Consider the following 18976-nt stretch of genomic DNA (forward strand, 5'->3'; position numbering starts at 1 on the left):
TTTACCATTTTCATCCAAAAAGGGAGCTTTTATTTGAGTACGCTCGGTCGCAACTGTTTGACACGCGACAAGACGAGCCAACCGAGAAGCGCACCCGTCAAACTAGAGGCAAGGAACGCCGGGACAAAGAAAAATGCACCGAACGTCGAACCCATCAACAGTTTTGCGTACGGGACGGCAATCAACGAAGCGATAACCCCAGTCCCGATGATTTCTCCGAGAGCGGCCGCATAGACGCGGTTCGTGCGAACGAAGAACATGCCGGCAAGAAACGCGCCAATCATGCCACCAGGGAATGCGAGCAGTGATCCTGTACCGGTCATGACGCGAATGAGTCCGGTGACGAAAGCGACGAGAACGGCTCCGATTGGACCGACGGTGACTGCGGCAATCACGTTCACCATATGTTGAATCGGATAAGCGCGGGCGACACCTGTAGGAATCGAGATGAACATCGAACCGACGACGGCGATGGCAACGAGCATTGCCATCCAAGTGAGTTGTTGAATACGCATGAATAGTCTCCTTTCAAAATAAAAACGCCACGTTTCCAGACGGAAAAATGGCGTGGACATACAGAGACGTATCCCAAGCCACTTCCCTACGCTGGTATGAGCCAGATCAGGTTCAAAGGGTCCGGCAAATGCCGTCTCAGCCCGAAGGCTCCCCTAGTGGTCGTTTATTGATTTGAGTATAGCATAGCTAAAATCGGAAAAGGGGCGAAATTATCCCTCATTCTTGGCTAACAGGTCCTCATAGTCCTTCTCGTTCCAAAAGAGCGGTGAGATGGATTCGGGGCCTTTTAAAATTTCTCCGTCCTGATCATATACGATGGCATACCCGCTCTCGACATCGAATACGAACAAGTCGGCAGTGACTTCAGTCACGCCGTTCCCGGCGATGATCACATCATCGATTGGCTCCCGTGCAAGTTCGACGCCCGCTTCATCGAGTTCGACGAGGAGAGCTGACGTGTAGGCATGGCGGTCATAGACCGTTTGGAATTCATCCTGCGTGAGGACGACATCGGTAGGTGGGGCACTTGTACCGAATTTCCGATTTTCAATCTCTTCAACGTATTGAAGGAAAGATTCCTCTTGCCAGAATAGCGGAGCGACCGACTCAGAACCATTGATCACCGTTCCGTCTTGACTGTCGAAAATGGTAGCATACGTCCCGTCATCGAGCTTGAATGGGTAAATATCCGCATACGTATGCTCGAGGCCGTTGCCTGCGATGATGACCCGTTCGAACGTCTCCCGAAACGGTTTGATTCCTTGTTGTTCAAGGGCAGTAAGGAGCGGTTTCGTTTGTTCGTATTGGTCATAGACGTCTTTAAAGTCCTCACGCGTCCATTCGGTGATGGGTTCATCGGGTGATTCGATTGGGGTTGGATTGTCTGCCACCGTATCTGTACAACCCGCGAGTAAAAGTGCACTTAATCCGAATATCGCCCATCGTCTCATGTTTCCATCCCCTTAACTGACATTTTCCACCATTTTATCATTCATGATGAAAAAGCAGAACCTGTGCACATTCTCACTCGGGGTGAGGACGTGTCGCGTAGGTATCGAGTGTTCTCTTGAAGTGAAGTGTATCTTCTTCAGAAATCGTCACACCTGAAGAGGTGCCGTAGCGAACCGCATGATAAACGGACGGGTTCATCGGTAAATCGATGCGTTGGAACCACTCTTGCAATGTCTCATGAGCACGCAATCGCTTGGCTGGTACGAGAGATTGGTTAAATGTGATCAGCGCATCGCGAATCGGGACGTTCGTGAACGCTGTGAGCGTCGAAACGGACGAAGCGTTCTTGTTTTGTAGCGATTCTACAAGCGGGTCTATGCTTGAATCAACATGATCTCGTGCGCGCGCCAAACGTTGCTTTCGCTTTCGATAGACATAAAAACCGAGCAAACAGAATGCAATCAAAGCGACCAATAAACCGAGATTTCGTCGTGTGGACTCTCCAGAGCCCGTAAATCTCTCAAGAAGTTTTATTTTTCCTTTTCGAGGATCTAATTCATACGGATAATCTGCTTTAGATTCATCTATTAAAAGCTTACTGTCTTCATCTGATTTGAAATTCGTAGGAGGACTATTATTTTCCTCGACCGGTATCGTTTCCGGGTTATAGAGCCATTCGAATATCCCGGTCGCAACCACCATCATTGTAAAGGTGACGAGAAGTGTGGCGGCAATCATGAGAAAAAACTTGTTCGTCCAGCGCAAGAAGTTACCTCCTTTTTGAATGTTCAGACTATTTGTTGTTTATCTTACCATAAAAAGGTAAAGTTTGATTAAGACAAAAAATGGAGGTCGTCATATGGGCATGGAGCGAGTCATCAAACAGTTGAACGAAGTGTATTTAGGAAAAGAGGATGTCGTACGCCTCTGTTGTACGGCGTTACTCGCGGAAGGACATATTCTATTAGAAGATGTGCCAGGCACGGGAAAAACGTTACTTGCCAAAACAATTGCGGCTAGCTTCGACGGGGTGTTTTCCCGGATTCAATTCACGGCCGACTTGTTACCGTCTGATGTGATCGGAGCAGACTATTTCAACATGCAGACGCAGACGTTCGATCATCGCCAAGGACCAATCTTTGCGAACATCGTCTTGATTGATGAAATCAACCGAGCGGTTCCACGAACGCAGTCCGCCTTGCTTGAGGCGATGGAAGAACGACAAGTTTCCATCGGGGGAGAGACATATCCGATGCCGAAACCATTTTTCGTCATCGCGACGCAAAACCCGATTGAATCAGCGGGGACGTTCCCCTTACCGGATGCCCAACTCGATCGCTTCTTGATTTCGATTCCGGTCGGTTACCCTGATGTTGCGGAAGAGAGAGAACTCCTCTTACAAGTCATGCGCCAAACACGGAAAACCGTAGAGGCGGTTGCGACGTTAAACGAGTTACGCCGTGCTCAGGAGGAAGTGAAGCAAGTATCGATTCAAGATGATGTCCTCGATTATTTACTCGGGCTCGTTCACGCGACCCGGGAACATGCATCCGTTGAGGTCGGTGTCAGTCCACGTGGAGCCATCGCGCTCATGCGAGCGTCTCAAAGTTACGCCTATCTGAATGATCGGTTGTACGTCATTCCGGAAGATGTGAAAGCCGTGGCACCTTATGTATTGTCCCATCGTTTGACGTTGACGCTTGAAGGAGGCATCAAATCGACGAAACAGGACATTATCCGTTACATCTTAGATACCGTCTCTGTGCCGGTAGAGGGCTGAAGATGACGTTCTCGACACATAACGCCCTACAGAAACAATGGATTCCGGTTTATGGATTCGCTGGAGTGATTCTCGTATTCGTCCCGTACATGGAGATTGTCGGATATGCACTTTGTTTACTTACGGGCATCGTTTGGTTCTTTGAACGGACACGGAAACAGTTGGAACAAGCTCTTCGGCTTCACGTACATAGCCACGAATCCCTTCTCTTTGTCGGGGATGAGACGGAGGTACAACTGATTTTAGATGGAAGTGAAGTCATCGAACGACTCGGGCTTCCCGTTCGCGTTCGCTTGAAAACCAATACAGCGCTCAGCTTTCCAGACCACGACCGGTCCCCGAACAGTCTGGATTTGACGTTACGGACAGATCAGGCTCGTCACGTGCTTCGTGTGCAGGCTGAATTCCGGGGACCGGCTTATATCGAAGAGTGCGTACTTGCTGTGACGCTCCCGTTTCATCTCGGGACGTATCTTCTTGAGTGCCCGATCGAGAAACGATGGACGGTGTTGCCGTCCCTCACGTTACATCCTCCGGTCGGCACGAAACGATTGGCACTCGGTGACCGTCCTTTGACCGCATCACCTTTACGGAATCCACTTCAGGTTCTAGGTTCGAAGCCTTACGAAGGGGAACCGGTCAAAGAGATCGACTGGGTCGCGACGGCGAAACTTGGACGAGTCCAATCGAAAGTCTTTCAAAAGACGTCGCTCGACACGTTCACATTCGCAGTCGATTTGAGTGGGCCGTCCGGCTACACGTTGCATCACGACTTCGAGTCGATCATTAGCCAAGTCGCGTACGTGACGACCCGACTCTTAAAAGAGGAGTGTAAAGTCGAACTGTTCATCAACCGCTTCAATGGTGAAGGAAAGATGGAGCATATCTCCCTTCAGGAAGGGGAACGGGGGACACGTATCATCCTCATGTTGCTGGCCGACCTTCATCCTGGGAACCGCTTCATCTCGACAGACGCGTTCGTCCGAATGGTTGAACGGAAACGTTTGAAACAAAGCCATCTCGTCTGGTTCAATCAGCATAATTTGTACGACTAACAAGGAACTTTCCTTCTTCTGGCGAACTGTATCATACAGAGATGACCAAAGGGGAGATCTATATGGCAAAACGAAAGTATGCGAATCGACGAGACTGGGAACGGATTTTAAAGAACCGCTACGCGCAAATTCGTGTTCAGACGGAACAATTTTCAGGGGTGGTTGCCTTATTCCAAATCGATGAGGTTCGGGCACCACTATATAAAAAACATAAAGGGGAAGAATTTATTGTGGCGGATGCCGGGTTTGCTTGGCTCCAATATTTCCCGGACAATGAACCGTTCGGTGTGACGGTCATGTTCAACCCTGACGGTGAAATCGTGCAATGGTATATCGACCTCGTCGACCGAATCGGCGAAGAAAATGGCATTCCGTACATGGACGACTTGTTGCTCGATATTCTCGTGTTTCCGAACGGGGATATCGTCAAAAAGGATGAGGATGAGTTCAAGGCGGCAGCTGAAAGCGGCGAATTGACGCCTGAACAGGTCGAACGTGGATGGCGTGAGTTCGAAGCGACGCTCGAACGAATCGAACGTGGAGACTTCATCTACTTTGATTTGGCGAAAGGACATTACGAACAGTTAAAACAAAAGCTATGAGCGAATTCACTCTCTCTGCTACAGTAAGAGCGTAGAAGGGGGAGTTTTTATGAAAAAAATTGAAATCGAGACGTGGGCACGACGTAAGCACTTCGAGTTTTTCAAAGCGTTTGATGCGCCACATTTCAACGTGACGGCAAACGTAGATGTCACGAACCTATATACATATGCCAAGGAGAGCAATCAATCGTTCTTCAAACTCTTTTTATACGGTGCGGTGAGAGCGGCGAACGCGATTCCGGAATTGCGCTATCGGATCCGTGGTGAAGAGGTCGTCGAACACGAGGTGGTCCACCCTTCGTTCACAGTCATGTTAGACGAGGATGTCTTCAACTTTTGTGCGGCTACGTTTTATGAAGATTTACCGACATTCTTACAGGAAGTGACGACGCGGATGGAGCAAGCTGGCGATGAAGTCGTGGTCGGGGACGAAGAGCCCGACGACTTACTGTATATCACGAGCGTCCCGTGGGTCACATTCACGAGTATCATGCATCCGACGCATCAGCAACAACATGACAGCGTGCCGCGCATCGCTTGGGGCAAGTTCGAACGCCAAGGCGAGCGTCTGGTTATGCCGTTATCCGTCCAAGCCCATCATGCACTCGTCGATGGAGTACATATCGGAAAGTATTACGAAACATTGCAAGCTTGGTTAGACGAAGATTTTGCGAAGAAGGTGACCGACGTGCCAGAAGACCATGACTTTGATCGAGCCGTCCGTCTCCGTGAGGAGGGACAACTCGAGCAGGCGAAGCAACTGTTCCTGTCGCTCTTGCGGAAAGATGAAAAGAATCCGAGGCTACATGCGTACTGTGCGTGGTGCTATGACTCGCTCGGTGAAGAACGTCAAGCGGTCCCGCATTATGAACGGGCCATCCGACTCGGGTTGACGGGGGAAGAGTTGGCGGAATCATATCTCGGACTCGGCAGTACGTATCGGGCACTCGGACGATACACGGAAGCGGAACAGTTATTTGAAGAGGCAATCGAGCAATTCCCGAATCACGGGGCGCTCAAGGTATTTCAAGCGATGACCCATTACAACGTCGGTCGCCATGAAGAAGCGACGGGAACGTTACTTGAACTGCTTGCAAGTCCGAAACCGGACGAGAGCATCGCGCGGTACCGGCGTGCCATCGCATTTTATGCAAGAAACTTAAATGAGACATATGACTAAAGGAAAATGACATGATTTCACTACGTCCGATCGATGCACAAAATTGGTATACATGCTGTCAATTGGCATTAAGTGACCAACAACAGTCGTATATGGAGCCGAATGCGATTTCGTTACTTCAAGCGATGTACGAACCGACGCTACGCCCGCACGCAATTTATGAGGAAGAGACGATGGTCGGTTTCCTCATGTACAACACAGAGCCAGAAGAGTTAGATGCGCTATGGATTTATCGCATCATGATCGACCATGCTCATCAAGGCAAAGGGATTGGTCGACAAGCGACAGAGCTGATGCTTGAAGAAATCGGCGAGGGGAAACCGATTGTCGTTGGCTATCACCCCGAGAACGAGGCAGCGCATCACTTATATGAAAGCCTAGGGTTTGTTGATGAAGGCCATCGATTCGGTCGCGAAATGGCTGTGATTCGGCGAGGAGAATGAGATGGGAACAACCCGTCTCATTTTTTTGAATCAAATCGATTGACGGAAGAATTGTCACATGATATATTTATCTCGAATTAAAGATATTTGAATTTAAGTTAATGGCTCTCTTGGACAAAGGAGGGAGACAGATGGAACCATCTGATGCATTAAAAACAATTACTGTGCTGTTACGTGCCTCTCAGTCGTTACAAGACCTGGTGAAGCAGGAAGTGGCGTCTTACGGATTGAACGCGACCGAGTTCGCCGTACTCGAGTTTTTATATCATAAAGGAGATCAACCGATTCAAGTCATCGGGAAGAAAATTCTCCTCTCGAGCGGAAGTATGACGTACGTCGTGGACCGGTTAGAAGAAAAAGGGTATCTCATTCGTAAGGCTTGTCCGAGCGATCGTCGCATCACATACGCGGCGCTGACGGATGACGGAGAACGCTTGATGCAAGATATTTTCCCTAAGCATACGGAGCATATGAACGCCGTGTTTGAAGGGATGCAATTAAACGAAACGATTGAACAGTTGAAACAAATAGGAAAGCGGGCAGAAGCCGCAAAAAATTTTAATCATGTATCTTGAAATCAAGATATAAAAGGAGAGAGAATGATGAATCATGTTAAAGGAATTCACCACGTCACAGCAATCACGAGTAGTGCCGAAAAAAACTACGATTTCTTCACTCACGTGTTAGGCATGCGTTTGGTGAAAAAAACGGTCAACCAGGACGACATTCAAACGTATCACTTATTCTTTGCGGACGATAAAGGAAACGCAGGGACAGATATGACCTTCTTCGACTTCCCAGGTATCCCGAAAGGTAAGCACGGAACGAATGAAATCGCGAAAACGTCGTTCCGCGTACCGACAGATGAAGCGTTGACGTATTGGGTCCGTCGCTTCGACCGTCTCGGCGTCGAGCACGAAGGGATTCAAGAACAGTTCGGGAAGAAGACGCTCTCGTTCATCGACTTTGATGAGCAGGCGTATCAACTCATCTCGGATGAGTTCAACGAAGGCATCGCGTCGGGCGAGCCGTGGAAGAACGGTCCAATCCCGCTTGAATACGCGATTACGGGACTCGGTCCAATCTTTATTCGCATCGCAGATATCACATATTTCAAACAAGTGATGGAGCAAGTGATGCTGTTTAAAGAGATCGGGCGAGAAGGTGATGTGTATCTCTTTGAAGGAGGTGAAGGTGGAAACGGAGCGCAAGTGATCGTCATTCACGACGAGACATCTCCACAAGCGCGTCAAGGGTTCGGTACCGTGCACCATGTCGCATTCCGTGTCGAAGACCGTAGCGTCCTCGATGAATGGACAGCACGTCTCCAACAGTTCGGTTTGCCGACTTCTGGCTACGTCGATCGCTTCTTCTTTGAATCATCCTATGCACGTGTCGCGCCGCAAATTTTGTTCGAATGGGCGACAGATGGACCTGGATTCATGGGAGACGAGCCGTACGAGACGGTCGGTGAGAAGTTGTCACTCCCGCCGTTCCTCGAAGCGAAACGTTCGCAAATCGAGGCGATGGTACGACCAATCGATACGGTCAGAAGCACGAAAACATTTGAGAAAGAATATGAGGGCATGAAATGAGTTTCTTAAATCGCTTGTTTGGAAAATCAGATGCATCACAACATAACCAAGGAGGAACTACTATGTTAAACATCGGAATCGTACTCGGATCAACTCGTGAAGGTCGCGTCAGTCCACAAGTCGGGGAATGGGTGAAAGAACTCGCCGACAAACGTGGCGATGCCAACTATGAAGTCATCGACATCGCAGACTACAACTTGCCACTTCTCGGCGAAGCGGGTCAGGACGCATCTGGCGTTGCAGCCTGGTCGGAGAAAATTGCGCAAATGGACGGATTCATCTTCATCGTCCAAGAATATAACCATTCCATCTCAGCATCTCTTAAAAACGCACTCGACTACTTACGCGTCGAATGGAACAACAAAGCAGCCGGAATCGTCTCTTACGGTTCTGTTGGTGGAGCACGGGCAACAGAACATTTACGGGGCATTTTGAGTGAATTGTCAATCGCTCACGTACGTGTCCATCCTGCACTCTCACTCTTCACGGACTTCGAGAACGGTACGCATTTCGCTCCGAAAGAAGTTCAAGCACAATCGGTAAACGATATGCTCGACCAACTCCTTCCATGGACGGAAGCGATGCAATCGGTCCGTATGAAAGCCGGAGAAGTTGCAAACAATTAACAAATCGCGAAGCCAGCCTGAATTTAGGCTGGTTTTTGTGCGTTTTCAGAACAGGTCGTGTAAAGTTGGAAGGGATTAGGGGGAGTGCAGATGTGGAATCGTAAAATCGTCACAGCATCCATCGCTTCGCCCGTCTATGCGATTCTGTTAGCGTGTGGGGTCACTATGATGGGTCTACGAGAAAATGGAGGGATGAGTGGCGTACTGAATGGCTTCCTTTTGATGACGGTTGCCTATGTAGCGGTCAGTTTTCCGATCATGTTGACCTACGGTGTCGTGACCTCATGGTGCAGTGACTGGTTGGCGAATCGACTCAGTTCGAAACGATTCAGGTGGTTCACTTCGTTTGTTTTACATATACTATTCGGACTCGTCTTGTCATGGCTCAGTCTTCTCGCAGCGACCTTGTTTTACTTGGTGGATCGTCTACTACAGCATCGGGGAGACATAACAAAACTACAAACAGTGAAAAGTCTGCTCATCCCAATCGGATATTTGCTTATTGTAACGGGAAGTGTGTATATCATCGATGTCATCCAAGATCTTTTCGTTCGATTCAACTTCTTTTAGGGAAACGAACAAGGATACATTAACATAAGGAGGGGTAAAAATGAGATGGATGATTTATGGGGCGAATGGCTATACGGGTGAGCTGATTGCACGACAAGCCGCTCGTGACGGAATGCGTCCGGTTCTTGCCGGACGAAACGCAAGAGCGATTCATCGCCTAGGAGATGAACTGGGTTGCGAAACATCGATTTTCGCATTGAGTCGTGAAGCCGCAATCGAGGCGCTTCACGATGTAGATTTAGTCCTTCATTGTGCAGGTCCTTTCACGGATACGAGCCAAGTGATGATCGAGGCATGTCTAGAGACAGGTACGCATTACTTAGATATTACCGGGGAAATCGAAGTGTTCGAATATGTCCATTCTAAACAGCAAGCGGCTCAAGCCAAAGAACGTGGTGTGATTTTATGCTCGGGTGTCGGATTTGATGTCATTCCGACCGACTGTGTCGCGCGGAAATTAAAAGAGTTGATACCGGATGCGACAACACTCGCTCTTGGCTTTTCGGCGGCAGCCGGCATCTCACCAGGAACCATGAAGACGGCCGTTCGTGGACTAGGGTCGAGTAGTGTGGAACGTGTGAACGGCAAATTATCATCATTTCCAATTGGGGCAAAGCGGAGAACGATTGATTTTAGTCGCGGAAGCCGTACCGCCATTGCGATTCCGTGGGGAGACGTTTCGACCGCCTACTACACGACGGACATTCCAAATATTACGACTTGGGTTCCTGTACCGACAGCGGCCGCCTATGCTGCTCGCGCTTTGTCATGGTTCAGCCCGATTCTCGGAAAAGAGGCCGTGCAGGAACGCTTGCTCCGTTATGTCGACGAAAACGTATCGGGACCAGACGAGGCTGTACGTGAAAAATCATCGACGTACGTATGGGGCGAAGCAACGAATGAGGAAGGACGAAAAGTAGTCGTCCGTATTCAAACGGCAAGTACGTATGCCTTCACTGTTTACGGGGCGCTCGCCGTCGTCAAGCGGTTGCTCGGTTCGGGTGGGATGCTTGCCGGAAGCTTTACACCAGCCATGCTATTCGGATCTCACTTTATCGAAGAGATTCAAGGTTCCTCTTCGTTCGTGATTGATGAGATTCGTCCATGAATCGAGAAGTATGGGATTTACTCGACGAAAACCGGCAACCGCTCGGTCGAACGCACTTTCGTGGGGATGAATTAGAGCCGCATACGTTTCACACGGTCATCGAAGTGTTCACGTTCGATCCAGATGGGAGATTATTGCTGTCGAAGCGTCATCCGGATAAGACGTATCCGCTTCTGTGGGAAGGGACGGGCGGCTCGATTTTGGCTGGGGAAACGAGTCGACAAGGTGCGGTCCGTGAGCTAAGAGAAGAGTTAGGACTATATGTATTGCCTGAGCAACTCCGGTTCGTGACAACGATTGAGCGGGGCACATATTTCTTGGATATGTATTGTCTCGTGTGCGAGAAACCGATTGACCTCGAACAACTATTACTGCAAGTAGATGAAGTCGTCGATGTGACATTACAAGAGTGGGAGACGGTCCTTGAGTGTGTAGAACTCGTCCCTTCAGTCCGGGAACGGCTGATTCAATACGGTCATCTCATTCGACCGTGAACATGTGCTACACTCAACATAGAATATATAAGGGAGGGAACAGCGTGAATCGTTTAGAATTGGCAAGGCGTATCGAACGCATCAAAGCAGAGGGGACGTCTGCTTACATTCGATATCGTAAACAAACCCCTCCCTATGAAGGTGCGGAACTACACGTAGAAGGAAAAGGGCACGTGTTCAAAATGGGAAATATGAGTTTTGCGGTCGGATTCGGATTGAATCGGCCGACAAGCTTTTACGACCTGCATCAAATGGAAAAATGGGTGCGTGGGAAGAACGTATCACGTTTACATATTGAAGTTTGCCCATTAGCGGAAGATTCCTTGCTCCGCTTATTGCAAGAACGTAACTACACGCTCGATCATTTTTTGGACGTATGGACGTTGGATTTGACACAGCATGCCTCCACATCTGTACCGACCCAGGTCGAAAAAGTGAAGGATGAGACACTCCATGAGTGGGCATACGCCATTGCGGCTGGATTCGCCGAGTCGGGCACAATCCTTCAAGAGACGGTCGATACAGCCAAAGGCTTTTACGCACTACCGAGTAATCATGCTTATCTCGTGCGAGAAGAGGATGCTGTCGTAGCGGGTGGGATTTTAGCCACGCAAGACGGGATTGGAGAATTGTTTCTGACGAGCACCGTTCCGACGTATCGGCAAAAAGGGTACCAGACACAACTTATTTTGGAACGAATTGCCGAAGCGAAAGCACTTGGATGCAATCTGTTGACGGTCACGACGAAGGTCGATTCGGCATCCGGTCGCAACATGGAGCGGCTTGGGTTTCAGCCGTTCTATCAAAAAGCGGTCATGAAAAGTCCAATCCTTAAATAAGCAGGTCGCCTCGGGTGAGGTGACCTGCTTTTCGATTACAAGAGCGATTCAGCCCCATCGACGTATACTTCAGAGCCCGTGACGTGGCTCGACATGTTGCTCGCGAAAAATAAGACGACATCGGCGACTTGTTTCGCGGAGCCCGATTTTCCGGCAAGCGGTTGATTCCCAAGTGGATATTCGATTGGAATGACAATTTCTTCGAGCAACGCATCGTCTCGATTGGTCGAATCGTCAATATTCGTATCGATGGCCCCGGGACAGATAGAATTGACACGAATCCCGAATTGAGCGAGTTCCGCAGCAGCCATTTTCGCAAAGCCGGTTTGACCTGCTTTCGTCGTCGCGTAGCCACTGAATCCGAAATTTTTAAAATAGCGGTTCCCGTTAATCGATGAAGTGATAATGATACTCCCGCCATTCTCTTTCAAATGGGGAATAGCATGTTTGACGGTCAAAAAGGTTCCAGTGAGGTTCGTCTCCACCACGCCATTCCAATCATCCAATGATAAATGTTCAATCGGTGTGATGGTCCCGTTTCGACCGGCGTTCGCGAAGACGATATCGAGTTGACCAAATCGTTCCATTGTCCGTTCGTAGGCCTCTTTCATTGCGGATTCATCCGACACATCTGCACTGATGCCGATAGCGCGTTCTTCCCCGACAAGGCTTGCGAGACGCATCGCATCTTCTTCATTCAAATCGACAATGGCGACTTTTGCTCCGGCTTGAACGAAGCGGATGACCGCGGCACGTCCGATTCCGGAGGCTGCCCCGGTCACAAACGCTACTTTTCCAGATAGTAATTTATTTGAAATCAATCCGATCACTCCTTTTTATGATTCTGTTCTCATATTCCACAGTTCTGGAAAAGTTACGCTTCATTTCAAAAAATCATGGAGCGGTGACTTCGATGGTGCGTGCGATGTTCAAGTTCGAATCCGTCGGGATGACCTCGATTGTCACCAGTTGGCCGCTCTGTAACCCTTGTACGCTATTGACGATGCCGGTGACTTCGGTTTGATCATTGATTAAGATGACACGCAATGTGACTTCTTTAGAGGATTCGGTAGATTCAATCAATATTTGGGGGATATCGATTCGTTCAATCTGTCCTTCGACCATATTGTCATTCCACGTGCTCATCCAATAAACGGCGACTAAAAAAAGACCGAGAAAGATTAAGGCAAAGGTTAATCGTGAACGCATGCACACCTCACTCCTTTGTTGTCCCGTTTCGCATCTTGTCTAATTTACCTTTACCCGGAAATTCTCTCATTACTTGAAAAAATAGTAGGAATCACAAGAAAAATGGGGAATAGAAAGGAAAACGAAAAGGTGAGGTGTGGGCATGTGGATGATGGTTAGTGCGCTAGGATTGGTTGCTTGTGTATGGATCGGGTTCGGTTGGTTCACCATTGGTAATGCAAAGCGACGGGTATGGGGAGGTCTTTTTTCACTCAGTATGACTTGCCTGTTCGCACCGCTCTTCCTCGTGAAACTGGGAGAACAGTATGGATTTGTGGGGATTCAAGTAGGGTTGACCGCTTTATTTGGTGTACTCGCAGGTGCATTTTTCTTTGTGGCACTCGGATGGACAGGACGCCCGGCGAAAGTTCGAAAAGTGAGAACGTTATCGGAAGACCCTGATTTATTTTGAAGCATGACTTACCACTCCTACGGTATAATGCGGTCATAATGATGTTACGAGGGAGTGGGGATCATAATTAAACCGCCAAAGTTGCAAGTGGGGGATACGATAGGGATCATTACGCCTTCTTTTCCGGCACCTGTTCAGTTTGAGGGGCGTTACCAACGTGGGGTTGAACAGCTCAAGCGGATGGGATTCAAGGTGAAAGAGGGCACGTGTACATATAAAACAGAAGGATATCGGTCCTCGTCCATTCGGGATCGTGCTGACGAATTGAACGCATTTTTACATGATCCTGAAGTGAAAGCGATCATCAGTACAATTGGTGGAACAAATTCGAACTCGGTGTTACCATATATCGATTATGAACAACTCCGACGTCATCCTAAAATCATCATGGGATATAGTGATGTCACGGCAATCTTGATGGCCTGTTATGCCAAAACGGACGTCGTCACATTTTACGGTCCGGCAATCGTCCCCTCATTCGGTGAATACGGAGGGATGTTCGAGACGGGGGAGCAATATGTCAAAGACATCCTCTGTTTAGAACGAACGGCTCCGTTTCAGTTACATATCCCTGATGAATGGACGGAAGAGATGCTCGATTGGTCGACGCAACAACGTATCAAGACGTTCCAACCGAATGAAGGATGGATTTCTCTGAAGGATGGAAAGGCAAAAGGAACGTTGATTGGCGGGAATCTGAACACGATGTCTGGGTTCTTCAAGTCGGATTATTATCCCGATTTGAAAGGTGCGATTCTATTCCTAGAAGACTCGTTTAAGACGATGGCTGAAGAAGAACGTTCGCTTAGTATGCTGAAGCTGGCGGGTGTGTTTGATGAGATTTCGGGTCTGATTATCGGGAAGCATGAGCATTTTCAAGATCAATCAGCTCCCTTCTCATTCAACGACTTGTTGCTTGAAATCATCGGAGAAAAAGATTTTCCGATTTTGACGAATGTCGATATCGGTCACACGTTTCCATCACACGTTTTCCCGATTGGCATTCAAGTTGAGTTAGATACGACGAATGGGATTATCCGATTTTTAGAAGATGGGGTGTCGGAATGAAGGAGCACCTCACTATTTTTGACGAGAATTACCGGAAAATAGGGGAGAAGGAGCGAAATCAAGTTCATCTTGACGGGGATTGGCATGAGACGTTCCACTGCTGGTTCTGGAAAGAAGACCTCATTTATCTTCAGCGAAGAAGCATGGAGAAACAGGATTTCCCCGGGAAATATGATATTACGGCAGCGGGACACCTCGCAACAGATGAGACAACAGCGAATGGCGTTCGTGAAATTGAAGAAGAGCTCGGACTGTCATTGACGTTCGAACAGCTCACCTTTATGGGAATCTTTGAAGACGTGATTGAACTGGACGAGTTTCTTGATCGCGAGTTTGCACATACGTACGGCTACGTCTATCAAGATGAAACACTTCGGTTTGACGACCAGGAAGTGATGGATGTCGTAGCTGTTCAAAGAAATGAACTGATGTCGATCACAGCAGGACGCATGTGCACGATTGAGGGACGCTCACTGATGACGAATCATCTTGTTCAAATCACGCAAGCCGATTTAGTTCCGCATCGTCTGACTTACTGGCAAAACATATTTGAGAGTTTGACACGAATGGATGCTTTAAATCGTTAAGGAAAGAATACGCTGTTCGCCGATCGGTCCACCGATTCGACGTCCAGTATCGCTCCACCCAACGTTCGTATAAAGGGAGAAAGCGGCTTCGTTTTTCAGATTGACCGACAGGACGATTTCACGAATATGAGGGAAATGTTGCTTTACGAACTGCGGAAGTGCTTGGAGTGCCGCTTTAGCGTAGCCTTTCCCTTGGTCCTCATAGTTAATAGCAAAGGCGGAGAAGAGCAAAGCATTCGACTCGGTCGTATAGGAAATGACGCGTTCGTTGTCATGGAGTAAGAACATCCCGACTGGTTTCGATGCGACGATGACAATCGGATGAACGCCATCAGGTAATGGATCATCCATGTCTTTGGGCAGGGTCGTATACTTTTCTTGGTCCGTCGGTAGTGCGAACGTATCGAGAATCGATTGATGCGTCCTATTTCGATATTCGAGCGTGATTTTCATAAGAAGTCTCCTTCGAGCATTATTGATTTTTATTCAGAAAAGGGGAATTATATGTCGACACAGTTTACATACCGTCAAAATCCACCAATACAAGATTTATACCGTGCGTTTATGAGCGGTTTTTCTGATTATATTATTCCGTTTCAATTTGATGAGCAGACTTTCGAAGATGTTTTTCTTGTTCGTGATCAAAATCAGCCGTCCCGTTCCATTGTAGCCTATGATGGTGAAGAACCTGTCGGTGTCGTGTTAACCGGGATTGCACATCTTGATTCAGGATGGCAGACACGTTGTGGTGGGCTTGCTGTCGCCCCACATGTCCGAAAAGCAGGAGTCGCGACCGAATTGATGAAACGATTTGAAGAGGCGGCAGTAGGCACTCGTTTACTCGAAGTCATTCAAGGCAATGATGCGGCAGTGTCTCTCTATGAACGACTAGGTTACGAAACGACTCGAGAAATTCTCTACTTCCAAGCGGTGTCATTAGAAACGAACGCAGACATGACGTATGAACCGATTCAAACGTTATTTGATGAGTTGTATCCGGCGGCGAGTCACGTTCCGATTTGGCAACGCGATGTGCGCGTGACCCAACAAGCTGCTGAGTTAGTGAAAGTCGTAGAAGGGAATCGAATAGGATTTTTGTTATACCGCGATCACGTCTTGCTCGATGTTTTTGGACAAGCAGAAGAAGCGGAATGGCTATTGCGGGCGGCCGCGAGCCGATCGCCACTTCATGTCACGTTGACATCAGACCGTCCTGAATGGGTCGAAGCGGCACGACGATTGGGATTTGTCCAAGACGAGATTGCCCAATTTGAAATGGTGAAGGACGCTTGATGAAGCGGTTGTTGGTCATCTGTATCATTGCGCTGATTAGTGGAAATACCGCGACCCTGATTGCGCTGACAACAAATCTTTCACCCGACCTGTCGCGAGGTATACTAGTAGTTAGTGTGAGTGTAACACTCCTTTCCATCGGTGGTATCGTCTGGGTGGGATACTATACAAAAAAACGCTAGTGAAATCCTTGTGAAGTGACACATGAAAATATCACATCATGCTGTCATGTATGACATGAAAATGAAAAACTTCATATATTGAATTTTTTAACCCCCAGTGGTATATTCGCACATGTAGCTTTTTTGAAGCTCATGAATGTATTAATTTGGAGGGTTTATTATATATATGTGGAAACAACTCATCATGACAGCGGGTGTTGGTGTTCTCTTATTCCAAGGACAAATCGCATCTGCCGACAACATGTCCCCGCAAGACCTCGTTCAAACGGAAAAGTCATTGCAACAAACGGAGCAGCAGGTTAAAGATACGAAACAATCCATTCACGCCATTCAAACGAAGTTGAAGCAAGTCGACCATAAGGCGGAGGCATTGCGAGATAAAATTGAAGGAACTTCTAAAGAATTAGAAGAAGTGGAGGAGTCACTCATTCCTGCAGAACAGTCGCTCTTCGCAAAAGTCGTTTCTTCGGTGTTGCCGAGTGCGAAAGCGGAAGCCGCTGAAGCGGAAGAAGCACATCAAGAGCTTGTTGAAAAGAAAAACCAAGCAAATGAAGCATTGGAGCAACTGAAAGAAGAACAAGAGCAAATTGAAGCGACACGTCAAGACGTGAAAGCGTCATATGACGAAAAGTCGAAACAATATAAGAAACAAACGAATCAGTTGAGTGATTTAAAGAAACGGTATGAAGCGATGGCACCCGATCGGTTTTTAATGCCGGCGGAAGGTCGCCTCTCTCAAGGGTTCGGTTCGGCGAGTGGACAGTTCGGATACACATTCCATAATGGTCTCGATATTGCTGCCAAAACAGGTACACCTGTATACGCCGCGGAAGCTGGAAAAGTGACAAAAGTCAGCTCCAGTGGACCTTATGGAAACCACATACAAATCGAACACAACGTAGACGGTCAAAAATGGACGACCGTGTATGCACACTTGCACAAAGTGGATGTCAAGACAGGTCAGTCAGTACGCCAAGGCGAACCGATCGGTCAAATCGGAAACACGGGCAACTCGTCAGGTCCGCACTTACACTTTGAGATTTATAAAGGGGACTACAATTTCTCGGCTAGTTCAGCTGGGAATGCCGTCGACCCGATGAAACTGGCGGAGCGCCTCGGTGGTGCTTCTCCGGTAAAAGCCACGTTTTAAGCAGACAGATGCCCTGAGCCTCTCGAATGAGGTCAGGGCATCTTTTACTGTTCGCGCGTCGGATCGTGGTTGCCTTCGCTGTCGGCAATCGTATCTGAGCTTCCGTAGTCTTCTACTTGGGAGAAGGCGTCCGTTTTTTGACCAGGTTGATCCGTTCCGTCTAACTCTTTGCGTCGAGCTGTCTCATTAGGGTTCAACACGTCTTCTTCAACCGGTCGATCGACTTCATGCGCGTGTTCTTCCTCTTCTTGTGCCCGGGCGTGTTCGATGCAAAGGGTGGCTTCTGGAATGACTTCCAGACGGTCTAGTTCAATGTCTTTCCCACACACCTCACATTGTCCATATGTCCCATTCTGAATGGCTAATAGCGCCTTATCGACGTCACTCAAGAACTCTTCATCGAGCTCATTAAGGGCTTGGTCTCGCTCTCGTAAAAAGAGCTCTTCGCCCGAGTCGGCAGGGTGGTTGTCGTAATGAGAGAGCGCTCCTTCATCATATGTCTCTTCCCGATTATCCATGTATCCTTCGGTTTTTGCTTTTTCTTTCAATAATCGTTTTTTAAACGTTTCGATTTGTTCTTCAGTCAACATATCCATTCACTCTCCAGTTCTCAAGTCATTAATATAAGGTTTCCCATTTTATTTGTGTACAAACCATTTGAAGTGGAATCCCTCATGTCGAGCGATGTTTAGAAAGGGTATGATGAGAATAAAGAGTTCTTTTAAAAAAGGAGGAACGAATCATGAGAAAAGTCGAAGTAGTGAAATACAATCCAGAATGGAATCAAAAGTTTGAAGAAGAGGCTGGTAAATTGAGTCGGTTATTCGAAGAGGAGCTTGTCGCGATCCATCATATTGGAAGTACATCGGTCGAAGGATTGGCTGCAAAACCAATCATCGACATGATGCCGGTCGTACGGGACATCGAACGAGTCGATGACTACACGGAGCGGATGGAGGCACTCGGGTACCGTGGACTTGGTGAATATGGGATTCCGAAGCGTCGCTATTTCCGTAAAGGAGAAGAAGAACGGACGGTTCACGTGCATGTGTTTGAAGAAGGGAATCCGGATGTCATAAGACACCTTGCCTTCCGGGATTACTTGCGAGCTTATCCTGACGTTCGCGATGCGTATGGTGAGCTGAAGCTTCAACTTGCGGCACAGCACCCAGAAGACATGGAAGGATACATTCAAGGAAAGCATGACTGGGTCATCGAGACGGAACGGTTGGCGACGAAGTGGTATAAAGAAAATCAAGACGTGTGAAACCTTTTTA

The 18976-nt window shown here is 48.1% G+C and carries 25 protein-coding genes and 1 riboswitch; of the genes, 18 read left to right on the forward strand and 7 right to left on the reverse strand.

What is annotated here, in order from left to right:
• Positions 1-29: 29 nt before the first annotated feature.
• From thiW to KNO70_RS00175, 3 genes are all read right to left on the reverse strand, one after another.
• A complete protein-coding gene (gene thiW / locus KNO70_RS00165; protein WP_078147846.1) occupies positions 30-515 on the reverse strand; it encodes an energy coupling factor transporter S component ThiW in 486 nt (161 codons plus the stop codon).
• A gap of 66 nt (positions 516-581) precedes the next feature.
• A riboswitch (TPP riboswitch) is annotated at positions 582-680 on the reverse strand.
• 45 nt (positions 681-725) lie between these two features.
• Positions 726-1466, reverse strand: coding sequence for a hypothetical protein (locus KNO70_RS00170; protein ID WP_078147845.1), 741 nt, complete (start codon positions 1464-1466; stop codon positions 726-728).
• A gap of 73 nt (positions 1467-1539) precedes the next feature.
• Entirely contained in the window at positions 1540-2232 is a 693-nt protein-coding gene (locus tag KNO70_RS00175; protein WP_078147844.1) for a hypothetical protein, read from the reverse strand.
• Positions 2233-2326: 94 nt separating this feature from the next.
• Here KNO70_RS00175 and KNO70_RS00180 point away from each other — a divergent pair, with 94 nt between their 5' ends.
• The 12 genes from KNO70_RS00180 (at position 2327) to KNO70_RS00235 (ending at position 11759) form a co-directional block, all read left to right on the forward strand.
• Positions 2327-3247 (forward strand): AAA family ATPase, encoded by a 921-nt coding sequence (locus tag KNO70_RS00180; RefSeq protein ID WP_214810681.1) that lies wholly within the window; start codon positions 2327-2329, stop codon positions 3245-3247.
• A gap of 2 nt (positions 3248-3249) precedes the next feature.
• Positions 3250-4302, forward strand: coding sequence for a DUF58 domain-containing protein (locus KNO70_RS00185; protein ID WP_214810687.1), 1053 nt, complete (start codon positions 3250-3252; stop codon positions 4300-4302).
• A 62-nt stretch (positions 4303-4364) separates the two neighbouring features.
• Positions 4365-4904, forward strand: a complete 540-nt coding sequence (locus KNO70_RS00190; RefSeq protein ID WP_214685214.1) for a ribonuclease FAU-1 family protein — start codon at positions 4365-4367, stop codon at positions 4902-4904.
• 49 nt (positions 4905-4953) lie between these two features.
• A complete protein-coding gene (locus KNO70_RS00195; protein ID WP_078147840.1) occupies positions 4954-6084 on the forward strand; it encodes a tetratricopeptide repeat protein in 1131 nt (376 codons plus the stop codon).
• An 11-nt stretch (positions 6085-6095) separates the two neighbouring features.
• A complete protein-coding gene (locus tag KNO70_RS00200) occupies positions 6096-6527 on the forward strand; it encodes a GNAT family N-acetyltransferase (RefSeq protein WP_214758009.1) in 432 nt (143 codons plus the stop codon).
• 131 nt (positions 6528-6658) lie between these two features.
• Complete coding sequence (locus tag KNO70_RS00205; RefSeq protein WP_031421914.1) at positions 6659-7102, forward strand: MarR family winged helix-turn-helix transcriptional regulator; 444 nt, start codon at positions 6659-6661, stop codon at positions 7100-7102.
• 27 nt (positions 7103-7129) lie between these two features.
• The gene (locus KNO70_RS00210) at positions 7130-8122 is read left to right on the forward strand and encodes a ring-cleaving dioxygenase (RefSeq protein ID WP_041917956.1); all 993 of its coding nucleotides are present in this window, start codon (positions 7130-7132) and stop codon (positions 8120-8122) included.
• Positions 8119-8748 carry an NADPH-dependent FMN reductase gene (locus KNO70_RS00215; protein ID WP_371816072.1) on the forward strand — a complete coding sequence of 210 codons (630 nt, stop codon included), beginning with the start codon at positions 8119-8121 and terminating at the stop codon, positions 8746-8748. The genes KNO70_RS00210 and KNO70_RS00215 overlap by 4 nt, the downstream gene beginning before the upstream one ends.
• A gap of 90 nt (positions 8749-8838) precedes the next feature.
• The gene (locus KNO70_RS00220) at positions 8839-9318 is read left to right on the forward strand and encodes a hypothetical protein (RefSeq protein WP_074035407.1); all 480 of its coding nucleotides are present in this window, start codon (positions 8839-8841) and stop codon (positions 9316-9318) included.
• 40 nt (positions 9319-9358) lie between these two features.
• Positions 9359-10426, forward strand: coding sequence for a saccharopine dehydrogenase family protein (locus KNO70_RS00225; RefSeq protein ID WP_214810689.1), 1068 nt, complete (start codon positions 9359-9361; stop codon positions 10424-10426).
• Positions 10423-10920: an NUDIX hydrolase gene (locus KNO70_RS00230; protein ID WP_214685224.1), complete on the forward strand. Its 498-nt coding sequence runs from the start codon at positions 10423-10425 to the stop codon at positions 10918-10920. Before KNO70_RS00225 ends, KNO70_RS00230 begins: the two co-directional genes overlap by 4 nt.
• 44 nt (positions 10921-10964) lie before the next feature.
• The gene (locus KNO70_RS00235; protein ID WP_078147835.1) at positions 10965-11759 is read left to right on the forward strand and encodes a GNAT family N-acetyltransferase; all 795 of its coding nucleotides are present in this window, start codon (positions 10965-10967) and stop codon (positions 11757-11759) included.
• Between the two features lie 35 nt (positions 11760-11794).
• On the opposite strand, the gene KNO70_RS00240 is transcribed toward KNO70_RS00235, so the two are convergent.
• Together KNO70_RS00240 and KNO70_RS00245 are read right to left on the reverse strand one after the other, a co-directional pair.
• Positions 11795-12580 carry an SDR family oxidoreductase gene (locus KNO70_RS00240; protein ID WP_078147834.1) on the reverse strand — a complete coding sequence of 262 codons (786 nt, stop codon included), beginning with the start codon at positions 12578-12580 and terminating at the stop codon, positions 11795-11797.
• 73 nt (positions 12581-12653) lie between these two features.
• A complete protein-coding gene (locus tag KNO70_RS00245) occupies positions 12654-12968 on the reverse strand; it encodes a hypothetical protein (protein ID WP_078147833.1) in 315 nt (104 codons plus the stop codon).
• 142 nt (positions 12969-13110) lie between these two features.
• On the opposite strand from KNO70_RS00245, the gene KNO70_RS00250 reads away from it, so the two are divergent.
• The 3 genes from KNO70_RS00250 to KNO70_RS00260 are packed head-to-tail and all read left to right on the forward strand — an operon-like array spanning position 13111 to position 15074.
• Positions 13111-13419, forward strand: coding sequence for a hypothetical protein (locus KNO70_RS00250; RefSeq protein ID WP_078147832.1), 309 nt, complete (start codon positions 13111-13113; stop codon positions 13417-13419).
• Between the two features lie 54 nt (positions 13420-13473).
• Positions 13474-14487 carry a S66 family peptidase gene (locus KNO70_RS00255; RefSeq protein WP_240499864.1) on the forward strand — a complete coding sequence of 338 codons (1014 nt, stop codon included), beginning with the start codon at positions 13474-13476 and terminating at the stop codon, positions 14485-14487.
• Positions 14484-15074, forward strand: a complete 591-nt coding sequence (locus KNO70_RS00260) for an NUDIX hydrolase (protein ID WP_214810691.1) — start codon at positions 14484-14486, stop codon at positions 15072-15074. Before KNO70_RS00255 ends, KNO70_RS00260 begins: the two co-directional genes overlap by 4 nt.
• On the opposite strand, the gene KNO70_RS00265 is transcribed toward KNO70_RS00260, so the two are convergent.
• The gene (locus KNO70_RS00265) at positions 15063-15527 is read right to left on the reverse strand and encodes a GNAT family N-acetyltransferase (RefSeq protein ID WP_214758013.1); all 465 of its coding nucleotides are present in this window, start codon (positions 15525-15527) and stop codon (positions 15063-15065) included. The genes KNO70_RS00260 and KNO70_RS00265 overlap by 12 nt on opposite strands.
• Before the next feature lie 51 nt (positions 15528-15578).
• Between KNO70_RS00265 and KNO70_RS00270 the strand changes: the two genes are divergently transcribed.
• Together KNO70_RS00270 and KNO70_RS00275 are read left to right on the forward strand one after the other, a co-directional pair.
• Positions 15579-16367 carry a GNAT family N-acetyltransferase gene (locus tag KNO70_RS00270; RefSeq protein ID WP_214758015.1) on the forward strand — a complete coding sequence of 263 codons (789 nt, stop codon included), beginning with the start codon at positions 15579-15581 and terminating at the stop codon, positions 16365-16367.
• Between the two features lie 348 nt (positions 16368-16715).
• Complete coding sequence (locus KNO70_RS00275) at positions 16716-17699, forward strand: M23 family metallopeptidase (RefSeq protein ID WP_078147828.1); 984 nt, start codon at positions 16716-16718, stop codon at positions 17697-17699.
• Positions 17700-17743: 44 nt separating this feature from the next.
• On the opposite strand, the gene KNO70_RS00280 is transcribed toward KNO70_RS00275, so the two are convergent.
• Entirely contained in the window at positions 17744-18289 is a 546-nt protein-coding gene (locus tag KNO70_RS00280) for a TraR/DksA C4-type zinc finger protein (RefSeq protein WP_214810693.1), read from the reverse strand.
• Between the two features lie 152 nt (positions 18290-18441).
• On the opposite strand from KNO70_RS00280, the gene KNO70_RS00285 reads away from it, so the two are divergent.
• Entirely contained in the window at positions 18442-18966 is a 525-nt protein-coding gene (locus KNO70_RS00285; protein WP_214685232.1) for a GrpB family protein, read from the forward strand.
• Positions 18967-18976 lie beyond the last annotated feature (10 nt).

This window comes from Exiguobacterium sp. s181 (genome assembly GCF_018617125.1).
Lineage (GTDB): Bacteria > Bacillota > Bacilli > Exiguobacteriales > Exiguobacteriaceae > Exiguobacterium > Exiguobacterium profundum.